Genomic DNA, 22,846 nt, shown 5'->3' with positions numbered 1-22,846 from the left:
TTTCGGTTCGCGCATAACAAACGGCGCTGGCGCCGAGCTTCCCGACAGGGCTCGACGCGACAGGCACCCTTTACCCTATTTGCTGCGAAACTTCGCCCGGAAAAGCACGAAGAAATGAATTACCCTTTCAACTTTTCGGCAAGCGTGTGTCCGAGGCGGGCGGGCGACGGGGACACTGTAATCCCTGCCGATTTCATCGCTTCGGTCTTGGAACCTGCGTCGCCCTTGCCGCCTGAGATGATCGCGCCGGCATGTCCCATGCGGCGACCGGGAGGGGCGGTGACGCCGGCGATGAAGCCGACCATCGGTTTCTTGCGGCCGCGCTTGGCCTCGTCCTTGAGGAACTGGGCAGCGTCCTCCTCGGCGGAACCGCCAATCTCGCCGATCATGATGATCGATTCCGTCTTGGGGTCGGCCAGCAGCATTTCGAGCACGTCGATGAACTCGGTGCCCTTGACCGGGTCGCCGCCGATGCCGACCGCGGTGGTCTGGCCGAGCCCTTCCTGGGAGGTCTGGAACACCGCTTCGTAAGTGAGCGTGCCGGAGCGGGAGACGATGCCGACCGAGCCGGTCTTGAAGATGTTGGCCGGCATGATGCCGATCTTGCACTCGCCGGCGGTCATGACGCCCGGGCAGTTCGGCCCGATCAGGCGCGACTTGGAGCCGGTCAGCGAGCGCTTGACGCGGACCATGTCCAAGACCGGAATGCCTTCGGTGATGCAGACGATCAGCGGGATCTCGGCGTCGATGGCTTCGCAGATCGCATCCGCCGCGCCAGGCGGCGGCACGTAAATCACCGAGGCGTCGGCGCCGGTCTTCTCACGCGCCTCGCGCACGGTATCGAACACCGGCAGGCCCAGATGCGTCGAGCCGCCTTTGCCCGGCGAGGTGCCACCGACCATCTTGGTGCCGTAGGCGATCGCGGCCTCGGAGTGGAAGGTGCCGTTCTTGCCGGTGAAGCCCTGGCAGATGACCTTGGTGTTCTTGTCGATCAGGATGGACATGAGGTCTGCTTTCGCGAAACTAACAGAGTGAGGGGGTCAGTGGATGCGGCGGTAGACGCCGGTGAGGACGTCAGTCCAGCCTTCCGCGTCCGGCGAGAACTGGATCTTCAACGAGTAGGAATTGTCGTCGATGATCTCGTAGACATGGCGCGCATTGCCGCGGAGCGAGCCGCGCACCAGCGTCAGGGTCTTGCCGACCCATCCGCCGGAAGCGGGCGAGGGCGGCGTGTAGCCGAGCGAATCGTACCAGAACAATTTGTAGGTCCGGTCGTCGCGATCGAAGGTGAAGATGCCGTGGGTGGCAAAGCTCTGCTTGCCGTCGCGCATCTGGACCGCGTCCTGGATCAGATAAAATCCATTCAGGTCCATGCGCGCGACGACGCGAGAGGTGGCCGGCCCGCCCGCCGTCCAGCGCGACGGGAAGACCATCTCCTCACCATCCCATTCGCCCGCGAACGCGGCGAGGCGCGCGTGCTCGGGGAGCGGAGATGATGTGGCGAGATGGTCCTGGGCCATGGCCTCAGCCTCCCTTGACGGCCTTCACGATCTTCTGCGCGGCGTCGTCGAGATTGTCGGCCGGCACCACGTTCAGTCCGGATTCACGGATGATCTTCTTGCCGAGCTCGACATTGGTGCCTTCGAGGCGGACCACCAGCGGCACGCTGAGGCCGACTTCACGAACCGCAGCCGTGACCCCCTCGGCGATCACGTCGCACTTCATGATGCCGCCGAAGATGTTGACCAGAATGCCCTTCACGTTCGGATCGGCGGTGATGATCTTGAACGCGGCCGCGACCTTCTCCTTGCTGGCGCTGCCGCCGACGTCGAGGAAGTTCGCCGGGGCCATGCCGTAGAGCTTGATGATGTCCATCGTCGCCATGGCAAGTCCGGCGCCGTTGACCATGCAGCCGATGTTGCCGTCGAGGGTGACGTAGTTGAGGTCGTACTTGGAGGCCTCGATCTCCTTGGCGTCTTCCTCGGTCTCGTCGCGCAGCGCGAGGACCTCGGGGTGACGGAACAGCGCGTTGTCGTCGAACGACACCTTGGCGTCGAGCACGCGGAGCTGGCCCTGCCTGGTCACGACCAGCGGGTTGATCTCCAGCATCGACATGTCCTTGGCGACGAAGGCGGCGTAGAGCTGCGCGGTGAGCTTTTCCGCCTGCTTGGCGAGATCGCCGGAGAGCTTCAGCGCATTCGCAACCGTGCGGCCGTGATGGCCCATCACGCCGGTGGCGGGATCGACGGAGAAGGTCACGATCTTCTCAGGTGTGTTGTGCGCGACGTCCTCGATGTTGACGCCACCTTCGGTCGAGACGACGAAGGAGACGCGCGAGGTCTCGCGGTCGACCAGGATTGAGAGGTAGAACTCCTTGTCGATGTCCGAGCCGTCCTCGACATAGAGGCGGTTGACCTGCTTGCCGGCAGGGCCGGTCTGCACCGTCACCAGCGTGGCGCCCAGCATCTGCTTGGCGAACTCGGAGACTTCCGAGGCCGACTTGGCGATGCGGACGCCGCCCTTGTCGCCCGCCGAGGCTTCCTTGAACTTGCCCTTGCCGCGGCCACCGGCATGGATCTGGCTCTTCACCACCCAGACCGGACCGGGCAGCGCCTTGGCGGCGGCTTCCGCGTCGGCCGCCTTGAGGACCGGCACGCCCTTGGAGATCGGCACGCCGAACTCACCCAGCAGCGCTTTGGCCTGATATTCATGGATATTCATATGGTCGCTCCCTGAACCCGCGGGCGGTGACCTCTTGGGCCCACCTCAGTCTTGTGTCTGGCATACCATATACCACAGGAACTGCAACCCGGATTCTTTGACATCGATCGAGATCTGGACGGCTTGGACGGAACCCGCCCGGCAGCGGGGTCCCGGAATTGAAACCGCCGAAGACCGGTTTTTCGATCTTCGGCGGGGTATTGTTGGAGCCTTAGCGGCCGAGAAGATCGGGTGCGATCTTCTTGCAGGCATCGACCAGGCCCTGCACGGCACCGACCGATTTGTCGAAGGCCTCGCGGTCCTTGCCGGCGAGTTCGATCTCGACGACGCGCTCGACACCCTTGGAGCCGATCACGACGGGCACGCCGACATACATGTCCTTCACGCTGTATTCGCCGTTCAGGTACGCGGCGCAGGGCAGGACGCGCTTCTTGTCCTTCAGGTAGCTCTCGGCCATCGCGATCGCGGAAGCGGCGGGGGCGTAGAAGGCCGAGCCGGTCTTGAGCAAATTGACGATCTCGGCGCCGCCGTTGCGGGTGCGGTCGACGATCTCGTCGAGGCGCGCCTGCGAGGTCCAGCCCATTTTGACGAGGTCGGGCAGCGGAATGCCGGCGACGGTGGAGTACTTCACCAGCGGCACCATGGTGTCGCCGTGGCCGCCGAGCACGAAGGCGGTGACGTCTTCGACCGAGACGTTGAATTCGTCGGCCAGGAAGTAGCGGAAGCGCGCCGAGTCGAGCACGCCGGCCATGCCGACGACCTTCTTGTGCGGCAGGCCGCTCGCCTTCTGCAGGGCCCAGACCATCGCGTCGAGCGGGTTGGTGATGCAGATGACGAAGGCGTCAGGGGCGTACTTCTTGATGCCGGCACCGACCTGCTCCATGACCTTGAGGTTGATGGAGAGGAGGTCGTCGCGGCTCATGCCGGGCTTGCGCGGCACGCCGGCGGTGACGATGCAGACCTTGGCGTTGTCGAGCGCTTCGTAGGAGTTCGCGCCGGCGTAGCGGGCGTCGAAGCCGTCGACGGGCGAGGACTGCGCGATGTCGAGCGCCTTGCCCTGCGGCACGCCCTCGGCGATGTCGAACATCACGACGTCGCCCAGTTCTTTCAGGCCGATGAGATGAGCCAGCGTTCCGCCGATCTGACCGGAGCCAATCAAAGCAATCTTGTCGCGCGCCATGTGAACCTGTCCTTTAGACATCCGAAGGAGGGAAAACTGATGGGTGGTTATCCCTTTCGCTTCCCGCGTTCAAGTCGGCGAATGCCCATTTGTCGGGCTGGGCGCGATGGCAGCCAGCATACCCTTCCGTCATTCCGGGATGCGCCGACAGGCGCAGGTCCGGAATCCATCGGGCGGCAGAGTGGGGCGGCGCGATGGGATTCCGGGCTCGCGACTTTGTCGCGCCCCGGAATGACGCCGGCGAAGATGATGGAATAGGACTTAAGTCTCCACCAGGCCCTTGGTGGAGCCGCTGGCAGTGGAATCCTTGCGGCCGTGAGCCAGCGCCAGATAGGATTCCGAGCTCATCTCGATCAGGCGCGACGCCGTCCGCTTGAACTCCATGGCCTCGTTGCCCTCGGTGGCGAGGTAGAGCGAGATCGGGTTGGCATCGGCCGAGGCCATCAGCTTCACGGCATTGTCATAGAGCGTATCGATCAGCGTGATGAAGCGCTTGGCGGCGTTGCGCTGGGAGAAGTCCATCACTGGAATATGGTCGACCAGGATGGTGTGATAGTCGTGCGCCAGCCTGAGGTAGTCGGATGCACCGAGCGGCTTCTCGCAGAGATCGGCGAAGGAGAACCGTGCCACGCCGTGCGCCGAGCACGGCACGTGCAGGATGCGGCCCTTGATCGAGATGTCGCGCGATCTGCATTTGGCGCCGCCTGACATCTTCGACCAGGCGCGGTCGAGCGCGGCATCCGCATCGCCATCGGCCGGTGTCAGCCACATCGGCACGCCCTGCAGCTTCTCCAGCCGGAAGTCGGTGCGCGCATCGAGCCGCGCGACGTCCATGTGGTCGGTGATCTGCTTGATGAAGGGCAGGAACAGCGAGCGGTTCAGGCCGCCCTTGTAGAGATCGTCGGGCGCGACGTTCGAGGTCGCGACCACGACGGTGCCGAGCTCGAACAGTTTTGCGAACAGGCGTCCCAGGATCATCGCGTCCGCGATGTCGGTGACGTGGAATTCGTCGAAGCAGAGCAGCCAGCTCTCCTCGAAGATCGCCGTCGCCGTCAGCGCAATGACGTCGCCGTCGGCGATCTCGCCGCGCGCGATGCTCTGGCGATATTCGTAGATGCGCTCATGCACATCCGCCATGAATTCGTGGAAATGCGCGCGGCGCTTGTGCTCGACCGAGGAGTGCTGGAAGAACAGGTCCATCAGCATGGTCTTGCCGCGGCCGACCTCGCCATGGATGTAGAGCCCGCGCGGCGCCTCGTCCTTGTCGCTGCTGCTGAACAGGCGGCTGAGCAGCCCTTGCTTGCGCGCGGGCTTGTAAGCGGCGAGCCGCTGGTCGAGCGCCGCATAGGCCTCGGCGACCTCGGCCTGCGCAGCATCGGGCTCGATCGCGCCCGATGCGATCTCGGCCTGGTATGCCTCGCGGAATGAGGAGTTTTCGGTGGAGAGCATGGCCCCTTACGGCCAGAGATGGGCGGAAATTGCAAGCCGTGAAATGGTGGACGGGGTATGCGCGCTTCTTCTCCCTCGCCCGTTCTGGCCCGTGACGAACTTCGTTCGCTCTGAGAGGGTCGGGGTGGGTTCTATCCGCGTATGAGATCCATCGAAGGACCTGTAGCCCCTCACCCGGATCGCAAGAGCGATCCGACTCTCCCCGCCAGCGGGGAGAGGTGAAGAGCTACTCACAGAGTTCGTAGGCGTCCTCGACGACATAGGGGCCGCCGCCCGTCGATGCGCGCGAGGAGAACAGCACGAAACGTTCGGCGGTGAAGGCCTTGCTCGGGAAGTAGCCGCGCAGCGACAGATAGTCGGCGACGTCGCGGTCGGAAGCGTCGTGCAACCGCGCCAGCGTCACGTGCGGGATGTACTTGCGTCCCTCCGGATCGAGGCCGATCCGCTGCATCATGCGCTCGAGTTCGGCCTGCAATTCCATCAGCGGCTTGCTCGGCGCGATGGTGGCGACCACCGCGCGCGGCTTGCGGCCACCGAAGCTGGTCAGCCCTTGCACCTTCACCTCGAACGGCTTGCGGTCGACGCGAAACAGCATCGAGGCGATCTCGTTGGCGGAGACGCCGTCGATATCGCCGATGAAGCGCAGGGTGACGTGATAATTTTCGGGATCGATCCACCGGGCGCCGGGAAGGCCGCCCCTAAGATTGGAAAGCGACTGGCCGATGTCGGCCGGAATTTCCAGACCAGTGAACAAACGCGGCATCGTTTCGCACTCCCGATGCTTGGGCACGGCCCTCGAGGCGAGGACCATATCCAAATTAGAGCCGGCGACGAATCACCGGTAACCTGATTCCTATCGCAGTTGTGTGACTCTGCGAAGCTTCGCGCGCCCAACCCCGGGAAAACCCTGGGAATTAGGGTTAGCGCTGCCTGCTTTTCAACGCCGTTGCTCGGTTATCGTGCCAATGAATGCCTCCACCATGGGCATGATGTTGCCGACGATGATGTCGACGCCCGCCGCGGTCGGATGGATGCCGTCGGCCTGGTTGAGCTTGGCGTCGGCTGCGACGCCCGCGAGGAAGAACGGATAGAGCGGCACTCCGAATTCCTTGGCCAGATCCGGATAAATCGAATTGAAGCGCGCTGCGTAGTCGGCCCCGTAATTTGGCGGCGCCAGCATGCCGCACAGCATCACCGGAATCTTGCGCGCCTTGAGCCGCTGCACGATGTCGGTCAGCGCCGTGCGCGTCAGGGCGGGATCGATGCCGCGCAGCGCGTCGTTGGCGCCGAGTTCGACGATGACGCCATCGGTTCCATCGGGGACCGACCAGTCGAGCCGGTCGCGGCCGCCGGAGGCGGTGTCGCCCGACACCCCGGCATTGGTCATGTCGACCGCTATGCCTTTGTCCTGCAAGGCTTTTTGGAGCTTTTGGGGAAACGCCTCCCGGGCCGGGAGGCCGAGCCCGGCGCTCAAGGAATCGCCGAGAACGACAAGCTTGACCGGCTTTGTCGCGTCCGCCCCGGCCGGGTTCGCAATTGTCATGAAGGCGAGCACCAACACGGCTATGTGCATGAACAATCCGTAACGCCTCTCGACCGCGCTATCGGAGTTGCCATATGACCGGACCATGGACACCTATTCCTCTTCGCTCGCCACGACCGCGATGGACACCATCGCCATCTCCAACGTCAATCTCTCATTGGGCACGGGCGCGGCGCGCGTTCACATCCTCAAGGATATCAGCCTGCGCGTCGCCTCGGGCGAGACGATCGGTCTGATCGGCCCGTCAGGGTCGGGCAAATCCACGCTGCTGATGCTGATGGCGGGGCTGGAGCGTCCTGATAGCGGAGAGGTGGTGGTCAATGGCACGCCTTTCAATGCCCTCGACGAGGACGCGCTGGCCCGCTTCCGCGGCCGCCAGGTCGGCATCGTCTTCCAGTCGTTCCATCTGATCCCGACCATGACGGCACTGGAGAACGTCGCCGTGCCGCTCGAGCTCGCCGGCAATCCGGACGCCGGCAAGCGCGCGGCGGAGGAGCTGCAATCGGTCGGCCTCGGGGATCGCCTGCATCATTATCCGAGCCAGCTCTCCGGCGGCGAGCAGCAGCGCGTCGCGCTCGCGCGCGCGCTGGCGCCGGATCCCGCCATCCTGGTCGCGGACGAGCCGACCGGCAATCTCGATGAAGCCACCGGAAAGCAGATCGTCGACCTGCTCTTCACCAAGCATGCCGAGCGCGGCATGACCTTGGTGCTGGTGACGCACGATTCCTCGCTGGCGCATCGCTGCGATCGCGTCATCCGTCTGCGCTCCGGGCGCATCGACACGCAGTCCGCGCCCGCATGAGCGCTGCTGCCGAACCGTTCGCGAAGCCGAACGCCGTCGCACTGTCGCTGCGCTATGCGCTGCGCGAATTGCGCGGGGGCCTGCGCGGCTTCTACGTCTTCATCGCCTGCATCGCGCTCGGCGTGATGGCGATCGCCGGCGTCGGCTCCGTCTCGGCGAGCCTGTCCGACGGCCTCGCCCGCGAGGGCCGCACGCTGCTCGGCGGCGACGTCTCGTTCGTGCTGTTTCAGCGCGAGGCCAAGCCCGACGAGGTCGCGTTCCTGCGCTCGCGCGGCACCGTCTCGACCGCCGCCACCCTGCGCGGCATGGCGCGCTCGGCCGACGGCAAGCTGGCGCTGGTCGAGATGAAGGCGGTCGATGGCACCTATCCGATGCTGGGGCAGTTGACACTGGCGCCACAGCTGGCGATGTCCGATCTGCTCGCCGAGCACGACGGCGCATTCGGCGCCGCCGCCGATCCGACTCTGCTGGCACGCCTCTCGCTCAAGGCCGGCGACCGCGTCACCATTGGATCTGCGACCTTCCAGATCCGCTCGACCGTCGAGGCCGAGCCCGACAAGCTCGCCGGCGGCATCGGCTTCGGCCCGCGCTTTTTGATCAGCGAGGATGCCTTGCGCGCCACCGGCCTGATCCAGCCCGGCAGCCTGGTGCGCTGGGTCTACCGGGTGAAGCTGCCCGATACCGCCAACAGCGAGCGCGCCACCGAGGCCTTCATCGCAGACGCGCGCAACGCCGCGCCGCAGGCCGGCTGGGAGATCCGCAGCCGCTCCAATGCCTCGCCGCAGCTGGAGCGCAACATCAACCGCTTCACGCAGTTCCTGACGCTGGTCGGCCTCGCCGCGCTGCTGGTCGGCGGCGTCGGCGTCGCCAATGCAGTGAAGAGCCATATCGACCGCAAGCTCGAGGTGATCGCCGCCTTCAAGGCGGTCGGCGCCACCGGCCGTGACGTGTTCGGCATCTATCTGGCGCAAGTGATCCTGCTGGCCGCGATCGGGTCCGTGATCGGGCTTACGCTCGGCGCCGCCATGCCGTTCGCCATCGTCGGGCTGTTCGGCAAGCTGCTGCCGCTGCCGGTGGTGCCGGCCGTGCATGCAGACGAGCTCGCGCTGTCCTTCGTCTACGGCCTGCTCACCGCGCTCGCCTTCGGCCTGTGGCCGCTCGGGCGCGTGCACGACGTGCCGGTAGCGGCGCTGTTTCGCGACACCATCAGCTCCGAATGGCACCGGCCGCGGGCGAGCTACCTCCTGTTCATGGGCGTCGTGATCGTCCTGCTCGTCGCGGTCGTGATCGGGCTTTCGTTCGACAAGCGCATCGCCGCCGTGTTCGTGGCCTCCTCCGTCGTCGTGTTCGCCCTGCTGCGCGGCATCGCCGCCCTCTTGATGACAACCACGCGGCGGCTGCCGCGGACGCGGCTGCCGATGCTGCGGCTTGCGATCGCCAACATCCACCGGCCGGGCGCGCTGACGCCCTCGGTCGTGCTGTCGCTGGGTCTCGGGCTCGCCGTGCTCGTCACCATCACCCAGATCGACGGCAATCTGCGCCGGCAGTTCCTCGCGGCGCTGCCCGACCGGGCGCCGTCGTTCTTCTTCATCGACATCCCGAGCACGCAGGCCGAGCGGTTCGACGGCTATCTGCGCCAGATCGCCCCTGGCGCGAAGGTCGAGGACGTGCCGATGCTGCGCGGGCGCATCGTCGCCGCGCGCGGCGTGCGGGCCGAGGAGCTCAAGCCCACCACCGATTCCGAATGGGTCCTGCAGAGCGACCGCGGCCTGACCTATACGGCCGAGATGCCGAAGGGCTCCAAGGTGGTCGAAGGCGAGTGGTGGAGCGCGGACTATTCCGGCCCGCCGCTGGTCTCGATGGAGAAGAAGATCGCCGACGGGCTCGGCCTCAAGCTCGGCGACGAGGTCGTGGTCAACGTGCTCGGCCGCGACATCCCGGCGAAGATCAGCAATCTGCGCAACATCGACTGGCAGGGGATGGGCATCAATTTCGTCCTGGTGTTCTCGCCCAACGCCTTCAGGGGCGCCCCCCACACCCACATCGCGACGCTGACCGAGGCGGGCGGCGACGCCGCCGGCGACGGCAAGATCATCAAGCAGGTGGCCGACGCCTACCCCATGGTGACGAGCGTGCGCGTGCGCGAGGTGATGGAGACGGTCGGCTCGGTCGTGACCAATCTGGCCCTGGCGATCCGCGGCGCCAGCGCCGTGACCCTGATCTCGGCGATCCTGGTGCTGGGCGGGGCGCTCGCCGCCGGCCACCGTCACCGGGTCTACGATGCGGTAATCCTGAAGACCCTGGGCGCGACCCGGCTGCGGCTGCTCGGCGCCTATGCGCTCGAATACCTCCTGATCGGGCTCGCCACGGCGGTGTTCGGCGTGATCGCCGGCAGCATCGCGGCCTGGATGATCGTGACGCGGCTGATGACGCTCAGCTTCGTCTGGCAGGCCGGCAGCGCGGCCGGCGTGGTGGCGGCCGCCCTGGTCGTCACGGTCGGGCTCGGGCTGGCCGGCACGCTGCTGGCGTTGAACAAAAAGCCCGCCACGGTGTTGCGAAATTTGTGACAAATGGTAGCGGGCGGCCGCGCGGGTGCGAAATCGCACGATTCCTGCGATTAACCACGTCCGCCCGTCGGGATTGCAGCCAAGGGCGACATTCAGCCGCGCGTGGACGGTTGCAGCGGATGTGTTAGTTTCCCACATATCGAATGGGTTCGGAGCCCCGATTGTTAGCCAAAATTTAGTCGGCAGGCAGCGGTATCCGAGATAGAGTTTGACGAACCGGCGGCATGGCGACCCTCATGCCGGACCGGCCAACCAACGGGAATTCGACCATGTCGGACCTAGACCGTAACTACGCTTCTCCCTTCGGCAGGGCCGCCGGGCGTGTCGACGCCGCGACGGTCGATGCCGGCCTGCGCGCTTATATGCTGCGCATCTACAACTACATGAGCATTGGCCTCGCCATCACGGGCCTGGCCGCGCTCGGCGTCTACATGGCCGCCGTGACCGACGTCCCGACGGCGGACGCCGTTCGCGTCGGCAAGCTGTTCCTGACGCCGTTCGGCTACGCGATGTTCGTCAGCCCCCTGAAGTGGCTGTTCATGCTCGCGCCGCTGGCGATGGTGTTCGTGATCTCCGCGGGCATCAACCGCCTCGCCCCCTCGACCGCCCAGATCCTGTTCTGGGTGTTCTCGGCGCTGATGGGCATCTCGCTGTCGTCGATCTTCCTGGTGTTCACCCACACCTCGATCGTGCGGGTGTTCTTCATCACCGCGGCGACCTTCGGTGCGCTCAGCCTCTACGGCTACACCACCAAGCGTGACCTGACCGGCATGGGCTCATTTTTGTTCATGGGCCTGATCGGCATCATCATCGCGAGCCTGGTGAACCTGTTCCTGGCGAGCTCGATGCTGCAGTTCATCGTGTCGGTGGTCGGCGTGCTGGTGTTCGCGGGCCTCACCGCCTGGGATACGCAGCGGCTGAAGAACGACTACATCTACGGCTACGCCTCGGCCGGCGGTGACATCGCAGAGCGTGCGGCCATCACCGGCGCACTGTCGCTGTACCTGAACTTCATCAACCTGTTCACGCTGCTGCTGCAGCTCCTCGGCCAGCGCGACTGAGCGATAGACCCGAGAGAACGACACGAACCCCGGCCGCGCGGCCGGGGTTTTTGTTTGCGCCCCGGTAGCAGCCACAAACACCGTCATTGTGAGTGCAGCGGTCGCGGTAGGGACGCTCATTGCTGGGCGCCCCCCGCACAGATCCGTACGTGCGGCTTTCCCGCATACGGCTCCCACCTCGGGTGAGTAGCGGTGAAGCGTGTTCGGGGCCAAGGATGGAGGATTTGTGGCTTGGGGAGCAAGTCGGAGGCAAGCCGCGCGACCCGCTGCCACGTGGTCCCGTCAGTCTGGCTGCGGCGCCGAAGCATCCGCCTCCATTGTTCGGTGACGAAGTAGCGGAAGGCGCTGAGCGCTCGGCTGTTGGTCGGTACCGCGTGGTAGTTGAAGTACCCGGTAACGACCTGCCGCAGCCATTTGCCCTGTTCGAGCACCGACTGGTGCATACGCCGTCGCATTCCCTGCTTCACGGCTTGCAGTTTCGCCCGCATGCGGTCTTTGCGAGACTTGCGCCTGATCTGGAACTTGCCTTGCTTGGATCGGCTGCAGATGAAGGTGAAGCCGAGGAAGTTGAAGGTCTCCGGCTTGCCGAGCCCGCGCCGCCTGCGGTTGTCCTCCGCATGACGTCCGAACTCGATCAGCCGGGTTTTCTCAGGGTGCAGTGACAGCGCGAACTCCTGCAGCCGTTTGCGCAATTCTTCGAGGAAGTGCCGGGCCTCATTCTCATGCTCGAAGCCGACGATGAAGTCGTCAGCGTAGCGCACGATGATCATGTCACCCGCGGCCTCGCGCCGTCTGAAGCGTTCGGCCCACAGATCGAGGGCATAGTGCAGGTAGATGTTGGCAAGCAGCGGCGAGATCACCGCCCCTTGTGCCGTCCCCTGTTCGCTGACCCTGACCGTTCCTTCTTCGAGAACACCCGCCTTGAGCCATTTGCGGATCAGACGGATGATACGCTGGTCGCCGGTCCGATGTTCGACGAAGCGGATGAGCCATTCCTGGTCCACCATGTCGAAGAACGAGCGGATATCGGCGTCAACAATGAAGTTCACCCGCCGGCTCTCGATTCCGACCAGCAGCGCATCCATCGCATCGTGCGCGCTGCGCCCGGGCCGGAACCCATACGAGAACCCGAGGAAGTCCTCCTCGTAGATCGCGTTGAGCACCGTAGCGGTTGCCCGCTGAACGATCTTGTCCTCGAGGGACGCAATCGCCAGCGGTCGCTGCCGCCCATCCTGCTTCGGGATATGGACCCGCCGCGACGGCTGCGGCCGGTACGCTCCCCGGTGAACACGAGCATGCAGGTCCTCAAGATTGGCCTTGAGGTCTTGCTCGTAGTCCCGCCACATCATTCCGTCCACACCCGGCGCGGCATGCTTCTTCAGCGCGAAGAACTCCGCCTCGAGCAGTTCAGGCGTGATGTGGTGAAGCAGCGCAGTGAACCTCTCCTTCTTCCTTTCCCTTGCAGTTCGCCGTATGCGTTCCAACGCCTGTGTCACGCTTGTCCGGCTCGGCGTCCGGGGCGTGCTTTGCTGGTCCGCATTCCCCTTGGTCGCGGCCCTTCGCTCCACCAACTCCTCCGCGGATCGCTCCGCTTCGTTCGCAGGCTTCGACGCTACTACGGCCGCGTCCGACTTCCCGCATCCGTTCGTCATCGGCTTTGGCTCCTCGCCTTCCCGATGCGGACCTTGGGGGCATGTTGCCATCGGTCAGATGCGGGACCTCCCAGGTTCCGACGCGGTCCTTTGCTGCGTGATGGGGTCTTCGACCACGGCAGAGCGTCAGCGCCTCGCATAACGGCGCCGCACATGTTGCCTTCGACGTTGCTTACCGGCTCGGCCTCTGCGAGTTTCTGTCTTTCGCGGCTCAATAGCCCACCCCACAGCATCGTTGTGTACGCTTCGCAGCCGCCGTTGCCGACGGCCACGCAACACTCACTACCGGGCGCTCGCTACCGCTTACCCGGACCGGACTTCCACCGGTTGGACCACGCCAGCTTGCCTGGCGCACAAGCAATCCAGAGTCTCTCCGCGGATGCATTTCCGGATTGCTTCGCTGCGCTCGCAATGACGAGTTGGAGGCACTGTTGCCCCTTCCAGCAGTCGGACGAAGGCTCTATCCTCCCGCCCCATGTCCGCACCTGAAATCAGGCCCACGACCGAGGCCGACCTCCCCGCCATCACCGCCATCTACCAGCAGGCCGTCCGCGAGGGCACGGCGACGTTCGAGCTGGACCCGCCCGACCTTGCCGAGATGACGCGCCGTTACCGCGCACTGGTCGATGGCGGCTATCCCTATTTCGTCGCGATCCTCGACGGGCGCGTGGCCGGCTATGCCTATGCCGGCGCCTACCGGCCACGGCCGGCCTATCGCTTCACCGTGGAGAACTCGATCTATCTCGATCCCTCCTTCCACCGCCGTGGCGTCGGGTCAAAGCTGCTGGAGCGGCTGATCACCGAATGCGAGGCGCGCGGTTTCCGCCAGATGATCGCGGTGATCGGCGATTCCGCCAATGCGGGCTCGATCGGCGTGCACACCAGGGGCGGCTTCAAGATGATCGGCACGCATCCCAATGTCGGGCTGAAATTCGGGCGCTGGCTGGACACCGTGATGATGCAGCGCGACCTCGGCGAGGGCGCGAAGACGGTGCCGGGGAAGTAGGGTAGTCCCGTAGGCCGCTACACCACCGCCAGCTTGCGATCGATCACCAGCAGCACGCGCTCGAGCTCGTGGCCGCGGCGCAGGATCAGGCCCGTGGCCGAGATCACGCTGTACATGCCCTGCTTGCGCGCCAGGCGCGGGTCCTTCTCGATGCGATAGATCGGCACTTCCGAGGCGCGGCGATAGACCGAGAACACCGCGCGATCCCTGAGGAAGTCGATGGCGTAGTCGCGCCACTCGCCGTCGGCAACCATGCGGCCATAGAGATTGAGAATACGATGCAGCTCGAGTCGGTTGAAGGTCACCCGGCTCGACTGCGCGTTCGCAGCGGCGGGACGCGCCGCCGCACGCTGCCCGCTCGGATCGGCATCCTCCGGCATCAGGCTCATGGGAGCGCCTCCTCCTCGCACAACATGACCACGTCCGCGAAAATCGTCCCCGGAACCGCGGATCATGACAGTTGCATGATCGCGCCAACCGCTGTCCTTCGCAAGGGCTCTCGATGGAACTCGGGGACAAAATCCGAAGAGTTTCCAGAGGGTTTCGGGGCTCAACCGGCGGAATTGCACCACACGCAGGAGTGGAACTCCGTCGGGACGAACCGTCACGGGATCGTGCGCAAGAATCTTAGTCTCGCCGCTTTTCCGCCCAGCGCCCGCCGCCCTGCATTGCGAAAAGGCTGATGTGCGTTGACCCGGTCCTTTCGGTTCCGGATTCCTCAGCCCCCAGCCCCCCGGGGTCGAACAGGATCGGGTCTGTACGCGCGACAAGGAGGGCCAACGCAAGTTGGTCCTTTTTTGTTTGTGTCGGGATGTTTGCGGCTCGCCCCCTCTCTCCAGACATCAGCGGAAAGACTCTCCCCCCTCATCCTGAGGAGCCGCGCCATTCGCGCGGCGTCTCGAAGGATCGAGGCCCCCCGCTGCATCAGCGCCGCCCTTCATGGTTTGAGACGCGCGCAAGGGCGCGCTCCTCACCATGAGGAGCGAACGAGTGCGACGCTCGAGAACGAGAGAGAGGAATTCGAATCAGTGCAGCGACGTGTACGCCGCGCCGAGCATCGGGCCCGGCCTTTCGCGGCTGCCGTCCTGGACGTAGACCACCGCGCCGTCGACGCCGTCACGCGTGAGGTTCTCGATCGGCACGGTCCAGCTTTCCGGACGGCCGTTCCAGTCGCCTACCTTGAGCAGGTTGCGCACCACGTTGTGGTAGGTGATCTGCTGCCCGCGATTTTCGCCGCGGCTGATCGCGATCGGCACCGACTTGGAGATCGAGCAGATCCAGACCTCGCCGTGCGAGACCGCCGGCTCCTTGCTTTCGGCTACCGACACGTTGATCTGCTTGCCCGCGAGCGACATCGTAACCGGAACGCTCATCACGCCGGAGCCCTTTTCGGACTTGCCGATCGCGCTCTCGATGCCGGCGCGATCGCTGCCGATGACATGCGTGGAGCCGTTGACGACGACCTGCGGCGTGTAGACCTCGCGGTCACCGCGCATGCGTGAATAGGCTCGCTGCCGCGCAGAGAAACGCGAATCGGCCAGCGTGTCCTTCCAGCCGAGATAGTCCCAATAATCGATCGGCATGCTCAGCGCGATGATCGAGGGGTCGCTGGAGAGATCGCCGATGATCTTGTCCGCGGGCGGGCAGGACGAGCAGCCCTGCGAGGTAAACAATTCGACGACGGCGCGCGGATCGGCGTGAGCGGGACGGATGACGGCGACGATCGCACAGATACCGAGTGCTCCCGACCAGAGGGCACCGGACCAACGTGAAATCAGATGAGAAGCCGTCATTGTTGTCATGTCGAACGCCGCACACCAAAGCTCGTGGGAGGGGGAATCTTATCGAATGATGGTCACCGTAGTCTTACGGGCGCGACCTGCTCAACCACCCAGGAAACCGTGCCGAGCCGATTTTCCGCCGGATGGGCCCATCCAAAGCATGCCGCAAACGCGCGAAGGCGGCCTTGTGATAGGCCGCCTTCGTTTAACCTTCTACTCACGTCGCAGTGAGCCACCGTTCACAAATTCGCGCTTAAGCCGCGAGCTTGCGCAGCACGTAGTGCAGGATGCCGCCGTTCCGGTAATAGTCGAGCTCGTCCAGCGTATCGATGCGGCAGAGCAGCGAAACGCGCTGCAACGAACCGTCTCCGGAGACGATTTCCGCCGTCAGCTTCTGGCGCGGCTTGAGGTCGCCGACGAGGCCGCGCAGCGTGACCTTCTCGTCGCCCTTCAGGCCGAGCGACTGCCAGGAGGTGCCTTCCTCGAAGGTCAGCGGCAGCACGCCCATGCCGACCAGGTTGGAGCGATGGATGCGCTCGAAGCTCTGGCAGATCACGGCGCGGACGCCGAGCAGACGGGTGCCCTTCGCGGCCCAGTCGCGCGAGGAGCCGTTGCCGTATTCGGCGCCGGCGAACACCACCAGCGGCACCTGCTCCTGCTGGTACTTCATCGCGGCGTCGTAGATCGACATCTGCTCGCCGTCGGGCCAGTGCTTGGTGAGACCGCCCTCGGGGATATTTCCATCCGCACCCTTGAGCATGAAGTTCTTGATGCGGATGTTGGCGAAGGTGCCGCGCATCATGACTTCATGGTTGCCGCGACGCGTGCCGTACTGGTTGAAGTCGGCCGGACGCACCTGGTGCTCGCTGAGATATTTGCCCGCGGGCGAGGTGAGCTTGATCGAACCGGCCGGCGAGATGTGGTCGGTGGTGATCTTGTCGCCGAACAGGGCAAGGATGCGCGCCTCGACGATGTCGGTGACCGGCTCCGGCTCCTTCTTCATGCCTTCGAAATAGGGCGGGTTCTGCACGTAGGTCGAAGACATGTTCCAGCGATAGGTCTCGCTCTCGACCGTCTTGATCTTGCGCCAGTTGGCGTCGCCCTTGAACACGTCGGCATACTTCTTCTTGAAGATCGCCGAGGTCACGAACTTCTTCATGAAGGCGTTGATCTCCTTCGTGGTCGGCCAGATGTCCTTCAGGTACACCGGCTTGCCGTCCTTGCCTTCGCCGATCGGCTCGACGGCGAGGTTCTTGGTGACGCTGCCGGCGAGCGCGTGGGCGACGACCAGCGGCGGCGAGGCCAGATAGTTCGCCTGCACGTCCGGCGAGACGCGGCCTTCGAAGTTGCGGTTACCGGAGAGCACGGCGGCGGCGACGATGCCGTTGTCGTTGATCGACTTCGAGATCTCCTCCGGTAGCGGACCGGAATTGCCGATGCACGTGGTGCAGCCGAAGCCGACCAGGTTGAAGCCGACCTTGTCGAGATCCTTCTGCAGGCCGGAATCGGCGAGATAGCCCGCGACGACCTGGCTGCCCGGAGCGAGCGAGGTCTTGACCCACGGCTTGGCCTTGAGGCCCTTGGCGGCGGCGTTGCGCGCCAAAAGTCCGGCGCCGATCAGCACGCTCGGGTTCGAGGTGTTGGTGCAGGAGGTGATGGCCGCGATCACGACGTCGCCATGGCCGATCTCGAAGTCCTTGCCCTCGACGGGGAAGCGCTTCGTGGGCTCCTCGGCCTTCTTGTACTCGGTGCCGAGCGCGAGCGAAAAACCTTCCGCGACCGACGGCAGCGCGATGCGGCCCTCGGGACGCTTCGGACCGGCCATCGACGGTACGACGTCGGCGAGGTCGAGGGTCAGGGTCTCCGTGAACACCGGATCGGGAGACTTGGCGGTGCGGAAGAGCCCTTGCGCCTTGGCATAGGCCTGCACCAGCGCAACGCGCGGCGCGGCGCGGCCGGAGGTCTTGAGGTAGTCGATCGCGGCGGCGTCGACCGGGAAGAAGCCGCAGGTCGCGCCATATTCGGGCGCCATGTTGGCGATGGTCGCCTTGTCGGCAACGGAGAGGTTGTCGAGGCCCGGACCGAAGAACTCGACGAATTTGCCGACGACGCCGAGCTTGCGCAGCATCTGCGTGACGGTCAGCACGAGGTCGGTGGCGGTGACGCCTTCCTTCATCGCGCCCTTCAGCTTGAAGCCGACGACGTTGGGCAGCAGCATCGACAGCGGCTGGCCGAGCATGCAGGCTTCCGCCTCGATGCCGCCGACGCCCCAGCCGAGCACGGCGAGACCATTGACCATGGTGGTGTGGGAGTCGGTGCCGACCAGCGAGTCGGGATAGGCGACCTCGAAGGTGCCGGTCTTCTTGCCGACCGTCATCTTCTCCTTCTTGGTCCAGACCGTCTGGGAGAGATATTCGAGATTGACCTGGTGGCAGATTCCGGTGCCCGGCGGGACGACGGAGAAGTTCGAGAACGCCTTCTGGCCCCACTTCAGGAACTCGTAGCGCTCCTGGTTCTGCTTGTATTCCTCGGTGACGTTCTTGGCGAAGGCCTTGTTGTCGCCGAAGAAGTTCACGATCACGGAGTGGTCGATGACGAGATCGACCGGCACCAGCGGATTGATCTTCTCAGGCTCGCCGCCGAGCTTCTGCATGGCGTTTCGCATTGCAGCCAGGTCGACGACGGCCGGAACGCCGGTAAAATCCTGCATCAGCACGCGGGCGGGGCGGAAGGCGATCTCATGCTCCAGCGACTTCTTCCGCAGCCACTTCGACACCGCGACGATGTCTTCCTTCTTGACCGAGCGGCCGTCCTCGTTGCGCAGCAGGTTCTCGAGCAGGACCTTCATCGAATATGGGAGTTTCGAAATTCCCTTCAGACCATTCTTCTCGGCCGTGGGCAGGCTGTAATAGACATAGGTCTTGGCGCCGACCTTGAGGGTCTTTTTGCATTTGAAGCTGTCGAGCGAGGTCATGTAGGAAATCCCAATTGTTAGTTATACCCGGCAGGGTATTTTAACACCGTCAGCGTAGCAGGCTGGGTCGCTTGCAGGAGCAGGTTGAGTTGCTGCATCAAGTAGTTCCGGGCTTATAGAAGCTTTCTAACCGCACCGCCACAGCCACAATCGTGCCGCAGCAATTGCTGAGCCAAAAATTCCCATGCGCTACCCCAAGATTTCCTGAGGCCTGGCGTTGAGCGGACTGGACCAGGCCAAGATGCAGCTGTCCGGACGCGGGGTGGCCTGCGTGCGCGGCGGGCGCGAGGTGTTTTCCGGGCTCGACTTCCATGCCGTCTCGGGCGAGGCCGTGTCGGTGATGGGGCGCAATGGCGCGGGCAAGACCTCGCTGCTGCGGCTGATCGCAGGCCTGCTCGCTCCGGCCGGCGGCACGATCGTACTGGACGGGGGCGATGCCGACATGACGTTGCCCGAACAGTGCCACTATCTCGGCCACCGCGACGCGCTGAAGCCGGCGCTGAGCGTGGCCGAAAATCTGGCATTCTGGGGTGATTTTCTGGGCGGAGAGCGGGGCGACGCCGCCGCGAGCCTCGAGGCCGTCGGCCTCGACCACGCCACCCATCTGCCCGCGGCCTTCCTGTCGGCGGGCCAGCGACGCCGGCTCTCGCTGGCCCGGCTGCTCACTATCAGGCGCCGGATCTGGCTGCTGGACGAGCCGACCACGGCGCTGGATCTCGCCGGCCAGGACATGTTCGGCGGCCTGATGCGCGAGCACCTCGCCCATGGCGGCATGATCATCGCGGCGACCCACGCGCCGCTCGGGATCAGTTCGCGGGCGCTGCAGATCGGGGGGATGGCGTGAACTTCGGGCACCCTCAGCTTTCCAAGCGGCCGGGCGCCGGCCTCTCCTTTCCCTCCCCCCTTGTGGGGGAGAGCAAGGCAGGGGGGTGCCACGCGGCAAAACCTCTCGGTTCTAGCGTTGGGAAAGTGGGCGCTCTGTTGCTCGCTGCCTGCCGCCGACAAGCATCTCGCCCGGGGCTACCCCCCTCCCCTGCCCTCCCCCACAGGGGGAGCGCAGTGTGCCCGGAACTGGCGGCGGATGTTTTCCCAGTCATTGGGAGCACCCCATGACCGCCCTGTCCGCCCTGATCCGCCGGGACATCCGGATCGCGCTCCGCGTCGGCGGCGGGGCGCTGATCGGGGTGCTGTTCTTCCTGACGGTGGTGGTGCTGATGCCGTTCGCGGTCGGGCCGGACCTGGCGCTGCTGTCGCGGCTCGGGCCGGCGATCCTCTGGCTCGGCGCGCTGCTGGCGAGCCTGCTCACCCTGGACCGGCTGTTCATGGCCGACCATGAGGACGGCTCGCTCGACCTGATCACGATGAGCCGGACCCCGCTGGAACTCGCCTGTGCCGCCAAGGCGCTGGCGCATTGGCTGGCCGCCGGCCTGCCGCTGATTGTCGCAACCCCCGTCCTGGGCCTGCTTCTGAACCTCGACATGGTCGCGACCGGCGCGGTGGCGCTGACGCTGCTGGTAGGCACTCCGGCCCTGACCTTCACCGGCATGATCGGCGCGGGGCTGGCGGTGACGCTGCATCGCGGCGGGCTGTTGATGGCGGTGTTGGTGCTGCCGCTGTCGATCCCCGTGCTGATCTTCGGCGTTGCGGCTTCGCAGGCCGCCATCGTCGGTCCCATGACTTTCGGGGCGCCGTTCTCGATCCTGTGCGCGCTGTCGCTGGTCAGCCTCGTGGTCGGCCCCTTCGCGGCGGCCGCGAGCCTGCGGCATGGACTGGATTGAATTGCACTGGACTGACCTTGACCCCGATCAACTTTCGCTGCCCGCTTTCATGCTGATTGCGTGAGCAGCCCCCGGTGATTATCACGATACCATGTCGCTGATCGACCTCGCCAACCCCACGCGGTTCCTCGCGCTGACAGCGCGGGTGTTGCCATGGCTTGCGGGTGCGACCGTCATCCTGCTCGCCATCGGCCTCTATCAATCCGCTTACGCGCCCGACGACTACCAGCAGGGCGCGACCGTGAAGATCATGTTCATCCACGTGCCCAATGCCTGGCTGTCGATGTTCGTGTGGGGCGTGATGAGCATCGCTTCCCTCGGCACGCTGGTGTGGCGGCATCCGCTCGCCGATGTCGCCGCGAAGGCGGCGGCTCCGATCGGCGCCGGCTTCACCTTCCTCGCGCTGCTGACGGGCTCGCTGTGGGGCCGGCCGATGTGGGGCACCTATTGGGAATGGGACGCGCGGCTGACCTCGGTGCTGATTCTGTTCCTGATGTATCTTGGCCTGATGGCGCTGTGGCGTGCGGTCGACGATCCCTCGCGCGCGGCACGCGCCGCGGCGGTGCTGACACTGGTCGGCGCGATCAACCTGCCGATCATCAAGTTCTCCGTCGACTGGTGGAACACGCTGCACCAGCCGGCTTCGGTGATGCGCATGGGCGGCTCGACGCTCGACAAGTCCTTCCTGGTTCCGCTGCTGGTGATGGCGATCGGATTCACGCTGCTGTTCGTCACGCTGCACCTGGCGGCAATGCGCAACGAGATTTTGCGCCGCCGGGTCCGCTCGCTGCAGATGATGCAGGCGAGCCGGGTCGCGTTTTCGAGCGAAATGGGCACCGGTTCGCGTCAGGAAAATGCGTCAAAAGGGGCGGCGTGATCATGTCGCTCGGTCCCTACGCCTCCTTCATCGTAGCGTCCTATACCGCTGCGGCCCTCGTGATCGTGATCCTGATCGGCTGGATCGTGCTCGACTTTCGCAGCCAGACGCAGCGCCTGCGCGAGCTCGACCGTAGCGGCGTCACCCGCCGCTCGGGCCGCGGGGCGATGGACGCGTCATGAGCGATCAATCGACCTCCGGCGCGCCGCAGCGCCGCACCTTCCTGATGGTGCTGCCGCTGATCGCGTTCGTCGGACTGGCGCTGCTGTTCTGGTTCCGGCTCGGCAGCGGCGATATCTCGCGGATTCCGTCCGCACTGATCGGCAGGCCGGCGCCGCAGACCGCGCTGCCGCAGTTGGAGGGATTGCAGGACAACGGCGCACAGGTGCCGGGGCTCGATCCCGCCGCCTTCAAGGGCAAGGTCAGCCTCGTCAATGTCTGGTCGTCCTGGTGCGTGCCCTGTCATGACGAAGCACCGCTGCTGACCGAACTGGCAAAAGACAAGCGCTTTCAGCTCGTCGGCATCAACTACAAGGACGCAGCCGACAACGCGCGCCGCTTCCTCGGGCGCTACGGCAACCCGTTCAGCCGCGTCGGCGTCGACGCCAACGGCCGCGCCTCGATCGAATGGGGCGTCTATGGCGTGCCGGAGACGTTCGTGGTCGGGCGCGAGGGCACGATCGTCTACAAGCTGGTCGGGCCGATCACGCCGGACAATCTGCGGAGCGTGCTGCTGCCGCAGATGGAGAAGGCGCTGAAGGCGGGGTCTTAGCCGAGACCGTCAGCCCTTCCTTACGTCCCCGGCCTCGGCCTCGCTCGCTTCCAGCGATGCCGGCTCGATCCCGTAGCGTTTGGTCAGTGGCATCTGGGCGATGGCGAAGATCATCGTGATCAGGGTGACGCCGAACACCTTGAAGTTCACCCAGAAATCCGTGCTCTGGGTGCGCCAGACGATCTCGTTCAGCATCGCCATGCCGGCGAAGAACAGCGCCCAGCGCAGCGTCAGGATGCGCCAGCCCTGCGGCGTCAGATTGAACATCTGGTCGAACATCACGGCGATGAAGGATCGGCCGAACAGCAGGCCGCCGCCGAGGATCGCCGCGAATAGGCCGTAGATGATGGTCGGCTTGAGCTTGATGAAGGTCTCGTCGTGCAGCACCAGGGTCAGCGTGCCGAACACCAGCACGATCACGCCCGTCACGATCGCCATGATCGGGATGTGTCGCGTCACCACGTAGGAGGCCGCCATCGCCGCGACGATCGCGACCATGAAGGCGCCGGTCGCGACGAACAAGTTGAACTTCGCATTGACGAAGAAGAACACGAGCAGCGGCCCGAGCTCGGTCGCAAGCTTGAACAGCGGATGCGGCTGGGTCTTGTCCATTCTCTCTTCCGTCTCTCCCAACCTTCGAGACGACCGCTTCGCGGTCTCCTCAGGATGCGGACCTCATGTGT

21 protein-coding genes are annotated in these 22,846 nt (G+C 65.0%); 9 read left to right on the top strand and 12 right to left on the bottom strand.

Features of this window, described 5'->3' with window-relative positions:
• Positions 1 to 119 precede the first annotated feature (119 nt).
• From sucD to ACRQ5Q_RS01910, 7 genes are all read right to left on the bottom strand, one after another.
• The gene (gene sucD / locus ACRQ5Q_RS01940) at positions 120 to 1,004 is read right to left on the bottom strand and encodes a succinate--CoA ligase subunit alpha (RefSeq protein ID WP_439372201.1); all 885 of its coding nucleotides are present in this window, start codon (positions 1,002 to 1,004) and stop codon (positions 120 to 122) included.
• A gap of 36 nt (positions 1,005 to 1,040) precedes the next feature.
• On the bottom strand, positions 1,041 to 1,520 hold the full coding sequence (locus tag ACRQ5Q_RS01935) for a DUF1579 family protein (RefSeq protein ID WP_439395776.1): 480 nt from the start codon (positions 1,518 to 1,520) through the stop codon (positions 1,041 to 1,043).
• A 4-nt stretch (positions 1,521 to 1,524) separates the two neighbouring features.
• Positions 1,525 to 2,721: an ADP-forming succinate--CoA ligase subunit beta gene (gene sucC / locus ACRQ5Q_RS01930; protein WP_439372204.1), complete on the bottom strand. Its 1,197-nt coding sequence runs from the start codon at positions 2,719 to 2,721 to the stop codon at positions 1,525 to 1,527.
• 211 nt (positions 2,722 to 2,932) lie between these two features.
• Positions 2,933 to 3,901, bottom strand: coding sequence for a malate dehydrogenase (gene mdh / locus ACRQ5Q_RS01925; protein WP_439372206.1), 969 nt, complete (start codon positions 3,899 to 3,901; stop codon positions 2,933 to 2,935).
• Between the two features lie 261 nt (positions 3,902 to 4,162).
• Positions 4,163 to 5,350, bottom strand: coding sequence for a cell division protein ZapE (gene zapE / locus ACRQ5Q_RS01920; RefSeq protein WP_439395774.1), 1,188 nt, complete (start codon positions 5,348 to 5,350; stop codon positions 4,163 to 4,165).
• A gap of 226 nt (positions 5,351 to 5,576) precedes the next feature.
• Entirely contained in the window at positions 5,577 to 6,113 is a 537-nt protein-coding gene (gene thpR, locus ACRQ5Q_RS01915) for an RNA 2',3'-cyclic phosphodiesterase (RefSeq protein ID WP_439372208.1), read from the bottom strand.
• Positions 6,114 to 6,287: 174 nt separating this feature from the next.
• Positions 6,288 to 6,923, bottom strand: a complete 636-nt coding sequence (locus ACRQ5Q_RS01910) for an arylesterase (RefSeq protein ID WP_439372209.1) — start codon at positions 6,921 to 6,923, stop codon at positions 6,288 to 6,290.
• Between the two features lie 55 nt (positions 6,924 to 6,978).
• On the opposite strand from ACRQ5Q_RS01910, the gene ACRQ5Q_RS01905 reads away from it, so the two are divergent.
• From ACRQ5Q_RS01905 to ACRQ5Q_RS01895, 3 genes are all read left to right on the top strand, one after another.
• Complete coding sequence (locus tag ACRQ5Q_RS01905) at positions 6,979 to 7,695, top strand: ABC transporter ATP-binding protein (protein WP_439372210.1); 717 nt, start codon at positions 6,979 to 6,981, stop codon at positions 7,693 to 7,695.
• A complete protein-coding gene (locus tag ACRQ5Q_RS01900; RefSeq protein WP_439395772.1) occupies positions 7,692 to 10,262 on the top strand; it encodes an ABC transporter permease in 2,571 nt (856 codons plus the stop codon). The genes ACRQ5Q_RS01905 and ACRQ5Q_RS01900 overlap by 4 nt, the downstream gene beginning before the upstream one ends.
• A gap of 269 nt (positions 10,263 to 10,531) precedes the next feature.
• Positions 10,532 to 11,323: a Bax inhibitor-1/YccA family protein gene (locus tag ACRQ5Q_RS01895; protein WP_026312126.1), complete on the top strand. Its 792-nt coding sequence runs from the start codon at positions 10,532 to 10,534 to the stop codon at positions 11,321 to 11,323.
• A 116-nt stretch (positions 11,324 to 11,439) separates the two neighbouring features.
• Here the strand turns inward: ACRQ5Q_RS01895 and ltrA are convergent, their stop codons facing one another.
• Positions 11,440 to 12,819 carry a group II intron reverse transcriptase/maturase gene (gene ltrA, locus ACRQ5Q_RS01890; protein WP_439371053.1) on the bottom strand — a complete coding sequence of 460 codons (1,380 nt, stop codon included), beginning with the start codon at positions 12,817 to 12,819 and terminating at the stop codon, positions 11,440 to 11,442.
• Positions 12,820 to 13,450: 631 nt separating this feature from the next.
• On the opposite strand from ltrA, the gene ACRQ5Q_RS01885 reads away from it, so the two are divergent.
• Positions 13,451 to 13,981 carry a GNAT family N-acetyltransferase gene (locus ACRQ5Q_RS01885; protein ID WP_439395770.1) on the top strand — a complete coding sequence of 177 codons (531 nt, stop codon included), beginning with the start codon at positions 13,451 to 13,453 and terminating at the stop codon, positions 13,979 to 13,981.
• A gap of 17 nt (positions 13,982 to 13,998) precedes the next feature.
• On the opposite strand, the gene ACRQ5Q_RS01880 is transcribed toward ACRQ5Q_RS01885, so the two are convergent.
• From ACRQ5Q_RS01880 to acnA, 3 genes are all read right to left on the bottom strand, one after another.
• Entirely contained in the window at positions 13,999 to 14,370 is a 372-nt protein-coding gene (locus ACRQ5Q_RS01880) for a DUF2794 domain-containing protein (protein ID WP_439372213.1), read from the bottom strand.
• 636 nt (positions 14,371 to 15,006) lie between these two features.
• Complete coding sequence (locus tag ACRQ5Q_RS01875) at positions 15,007 to 15,783, bottom strand: DUF1223 domain-containing protein (protein WP_439372214.1); 777 nt, start codon at positions 15,781 to 15,783, stop codon at positions 15,007 to 15,009.
• Between the two features lie 232 nt (positions 15,784 to 16,015).
• Positions 16,016 to 18,736: an aconitate hydratase AcnA gene (acnA, locus tag ACRQ5Q_RS01870; protein WP_439372215.1), complete on the bottom strand. Its 2,721-nt coding sequence runs from the start codon at positions 18,734 to 18,736 to the stop codon at positions 16,016 to 16,018.
• Between the two features lie 241 nt (positions 18,737 to 18,977).
• Here acnA and ccmA point away from each other — a divergent pair, with 241 nt between their 5' ends.
• The 5 genes from ccmA (at position 18,978) to ACRQ5Q_RS01845 (ending at position 22,163) form a co-directional block, all read left to right on the top strand.
• Complete coding sequence (ccmA, locus tag ACRQ5Q_RS01865; protein ID WP_439399962.1) at positions 18,978 to 19,580, top strand: heme ABC exporter ATP-binding protein CcmA; 603 nt, start codon at positions 18,978 to 18,980, stop codon at positions 19,578 to 19,580.
• Between the two features lie 265 nt (positions 19,581 to 19,845).
• Entirely contained in the window at positions 19,846 to 20,514 is a 669-nt protein-coding gene (ccmB, locus tag ACRQ5Q_RS01860; protein WP_439372216.1) for a heme exporter protein CcmB, read from the top strand.
• Positions 20,515 to 20,605: 91 nt separating this feature from the next.
• Positions 20,606 to 21,391: a heme ABC transporter permease gene (locus tag ACRQ5Q_RS01855; RefSeq protein WP_439372217.1), complete on the top strand. Its 786-nt coding sequence runs from the start codon at positions 20,606 to 20,608 to the stop codon at positions 21,389 to 21,391.
• Entirely contained in the window at positions 21,388 to 21,573 is a 186-nt protein-coding gene (gene ccmD / locus ACRQ5Q_RS01850) for a heme exporter protein CcmD (RefSeq protein ID WP_439372218.1), read from the top strand. Before ACRQ5Q_RS01855 ends, ccmD begins: the two co-directional genes overlap by 4 nt.
• Entirely contained in the window at positions 21,570 to 22,163 is a 594-nt protein-coding gene (locus ACRQ5Q_RS01845; protein ID WP_439395768.1) for a DsbE family thiol:disulfide interchange protein, read from the top strand. The genes ccmD and ACRQ5Q_RS01845 overlap by 4 nt, the downstream gene beginning before the upstream one ends.
• A 9-nt stretch (positions 22,164 to 22,172) precedes the next feature.
• Here the strand turns inward: ACRQ5Q_RS01845 and ACRQ5Q_RS01840 are convergent, their stop codons facing one another.
• Positions 22,173 to 22,775: a septation protein A gene (locus ACRQ5Q_RS01840; RefSeq protein WP_439395766.1), complete on the bottom strand. Its 603-nt coding sequence runs from the start codon at positions 22,773 to 22,775 to the stop codon at positions 22,173 to 22,175.
• Positions 22,776 to 22,846 lie beyond the last annotated feature (71 nt).

This window comes from Bradyrhizobium sp. PMVTL-01 (assembly GCF_051861855.1).
GTDB lineage: Bacteria > Pseudomonadota > Alphaproteobacteria > Rhizobiales > Xanthobacteraceae > Bradyrhizobium.
Note: the sequence above shows the minus strand (reverse complement) of the source record. Positions and strands in the feature narration are given on the sequence as shown.

Coding starts and splice junctions, on each gene's coding strand:
- sucD (WP_439372201.1), bottom strand. CDS start 1,004: ATGTCCATCCTGATCGACAAGAACACCAAGGTCATCTGCCAGGGCTTC.
- ACRQ5Q_RS01935 (WP_439395776.1), bottom strand. CDS start 1,520: ATGGCCCAGGACCATCTCGCCACATCATCTCCGCTCCCCGAGCACGCG.
- sucC (WP_439372204.1), bottom strand. CDS start 2,721: ATGAATATCCATGAATATCAGGCCAAAGCGCTGCTGGGTGAGTTCGGC.
- mdh (WP_439372206.1), bottom strand. CDS start 3,901: ATGGCGCGCGACAAGATTGCTTTGATTGGCTCCGGTCAGATCGGCGGA.
- zapE (WP_439395774.1), bottom strand. CDS start 5,350: ATGCTCTCCACCGAAAACTCCTCATTCCGCGAGGCATACCAGGCCGAG.
- thpR (WP_439372208.1), bottom strand. CDS start 6,113: ATGCCGCGTTTGTTCACTGGTCTGGAAATTCCGGCCGACATCGGCCAG.
- ACRQ5Q_RS01910 (WP_439372209.1), bottom strand. CDS start 6,923: ATGCACATAGCCGTGTTGGTGCTCGCCTTCATGACAATTGCGAACCCG.
- ACRQ5Q_RS01905 (WP_439372210.1), top strand. CDS start 6,979: ATGGACACCTATTCCTCTTCGCTCGCCACGACCGCGATGGACACCATC.
- ACRQ5Q_RS01900 (WP_439395772.1), top strand. CDS start 7,692: ATGAGCGCTGCTGCCGAACCGTTCGCGAAGCCGAACGCCGTCGCACTG.
- ACRQ5Q_RS01895 (WP_026312126.1), top strand. CDS start 10,532: ATGTCGGACCTAGACCGTAACTACGCTTCTCCCTTCGGCAGGGCCGCC.
- ACRQ5Q_RS01885 (WP_439395770.1), top strand. CDS start 13,451: ATGTCCGCACCTGAAATCAGGCCCACGACCGAGGCCGACCTCCCCGCC.
- ACRQ5Q_RS01880 (WP_439372213.1), bottom strand. CDS start 14,370: ATGAGCCTGATGCCGGAGGATGCCGATCCGAGCGGGCAGCGTGCGGCG.
- ACRQ5Q_RS01875 (WP_439372214.1), bottom strand. CDS start 15,783: ATGACAACAATGACGGCTTCTCATCTGATTTCACGTTGGTCCGGTGCC.
- acnA (WP_439372215.1), bottom strand. CDS start 18,736: ATGACCTCGCTCGACAGCTTCAAATGCAAAAAGACCCTCAAGGTCGGC.
- ccmA (WP_439399962.1), top strand. CDS start 18,978: ATGCAGCTGTCCGGACGCGGGGTGGCCTGCGTGCGCGGCGGGCGCGAG.
- ccmB (WP_439372216.1), top strand. CDS start 19,846: ATGACCGCCCTGTCCGCCCTGATCCGCCGGGACATCCGGATCGCGCTC.
- ACRQ5Q_RS01855 (WP_439372217.1), top strand. CDS start 20,606: ATGTCGCTGATCGACCTCGCCAACCCCACGCGGTTCCTCGCGCTGACA.
- ACRQ5Q_RS01845 (WP_439395768.1), top strand. CDS start 21,570: ATGAGCGATCAATCGACCTCCGGCGCGCCGCAGCGCCGCACCTTCCTG.
- ACRQ5Q_RS01840 (WP_439395766.1), bottom strand. CDS start 22,775: ATGGACAAGACCCAGCCGCATCCGCTGTTCAAGCTTGCGACCGAGCTC.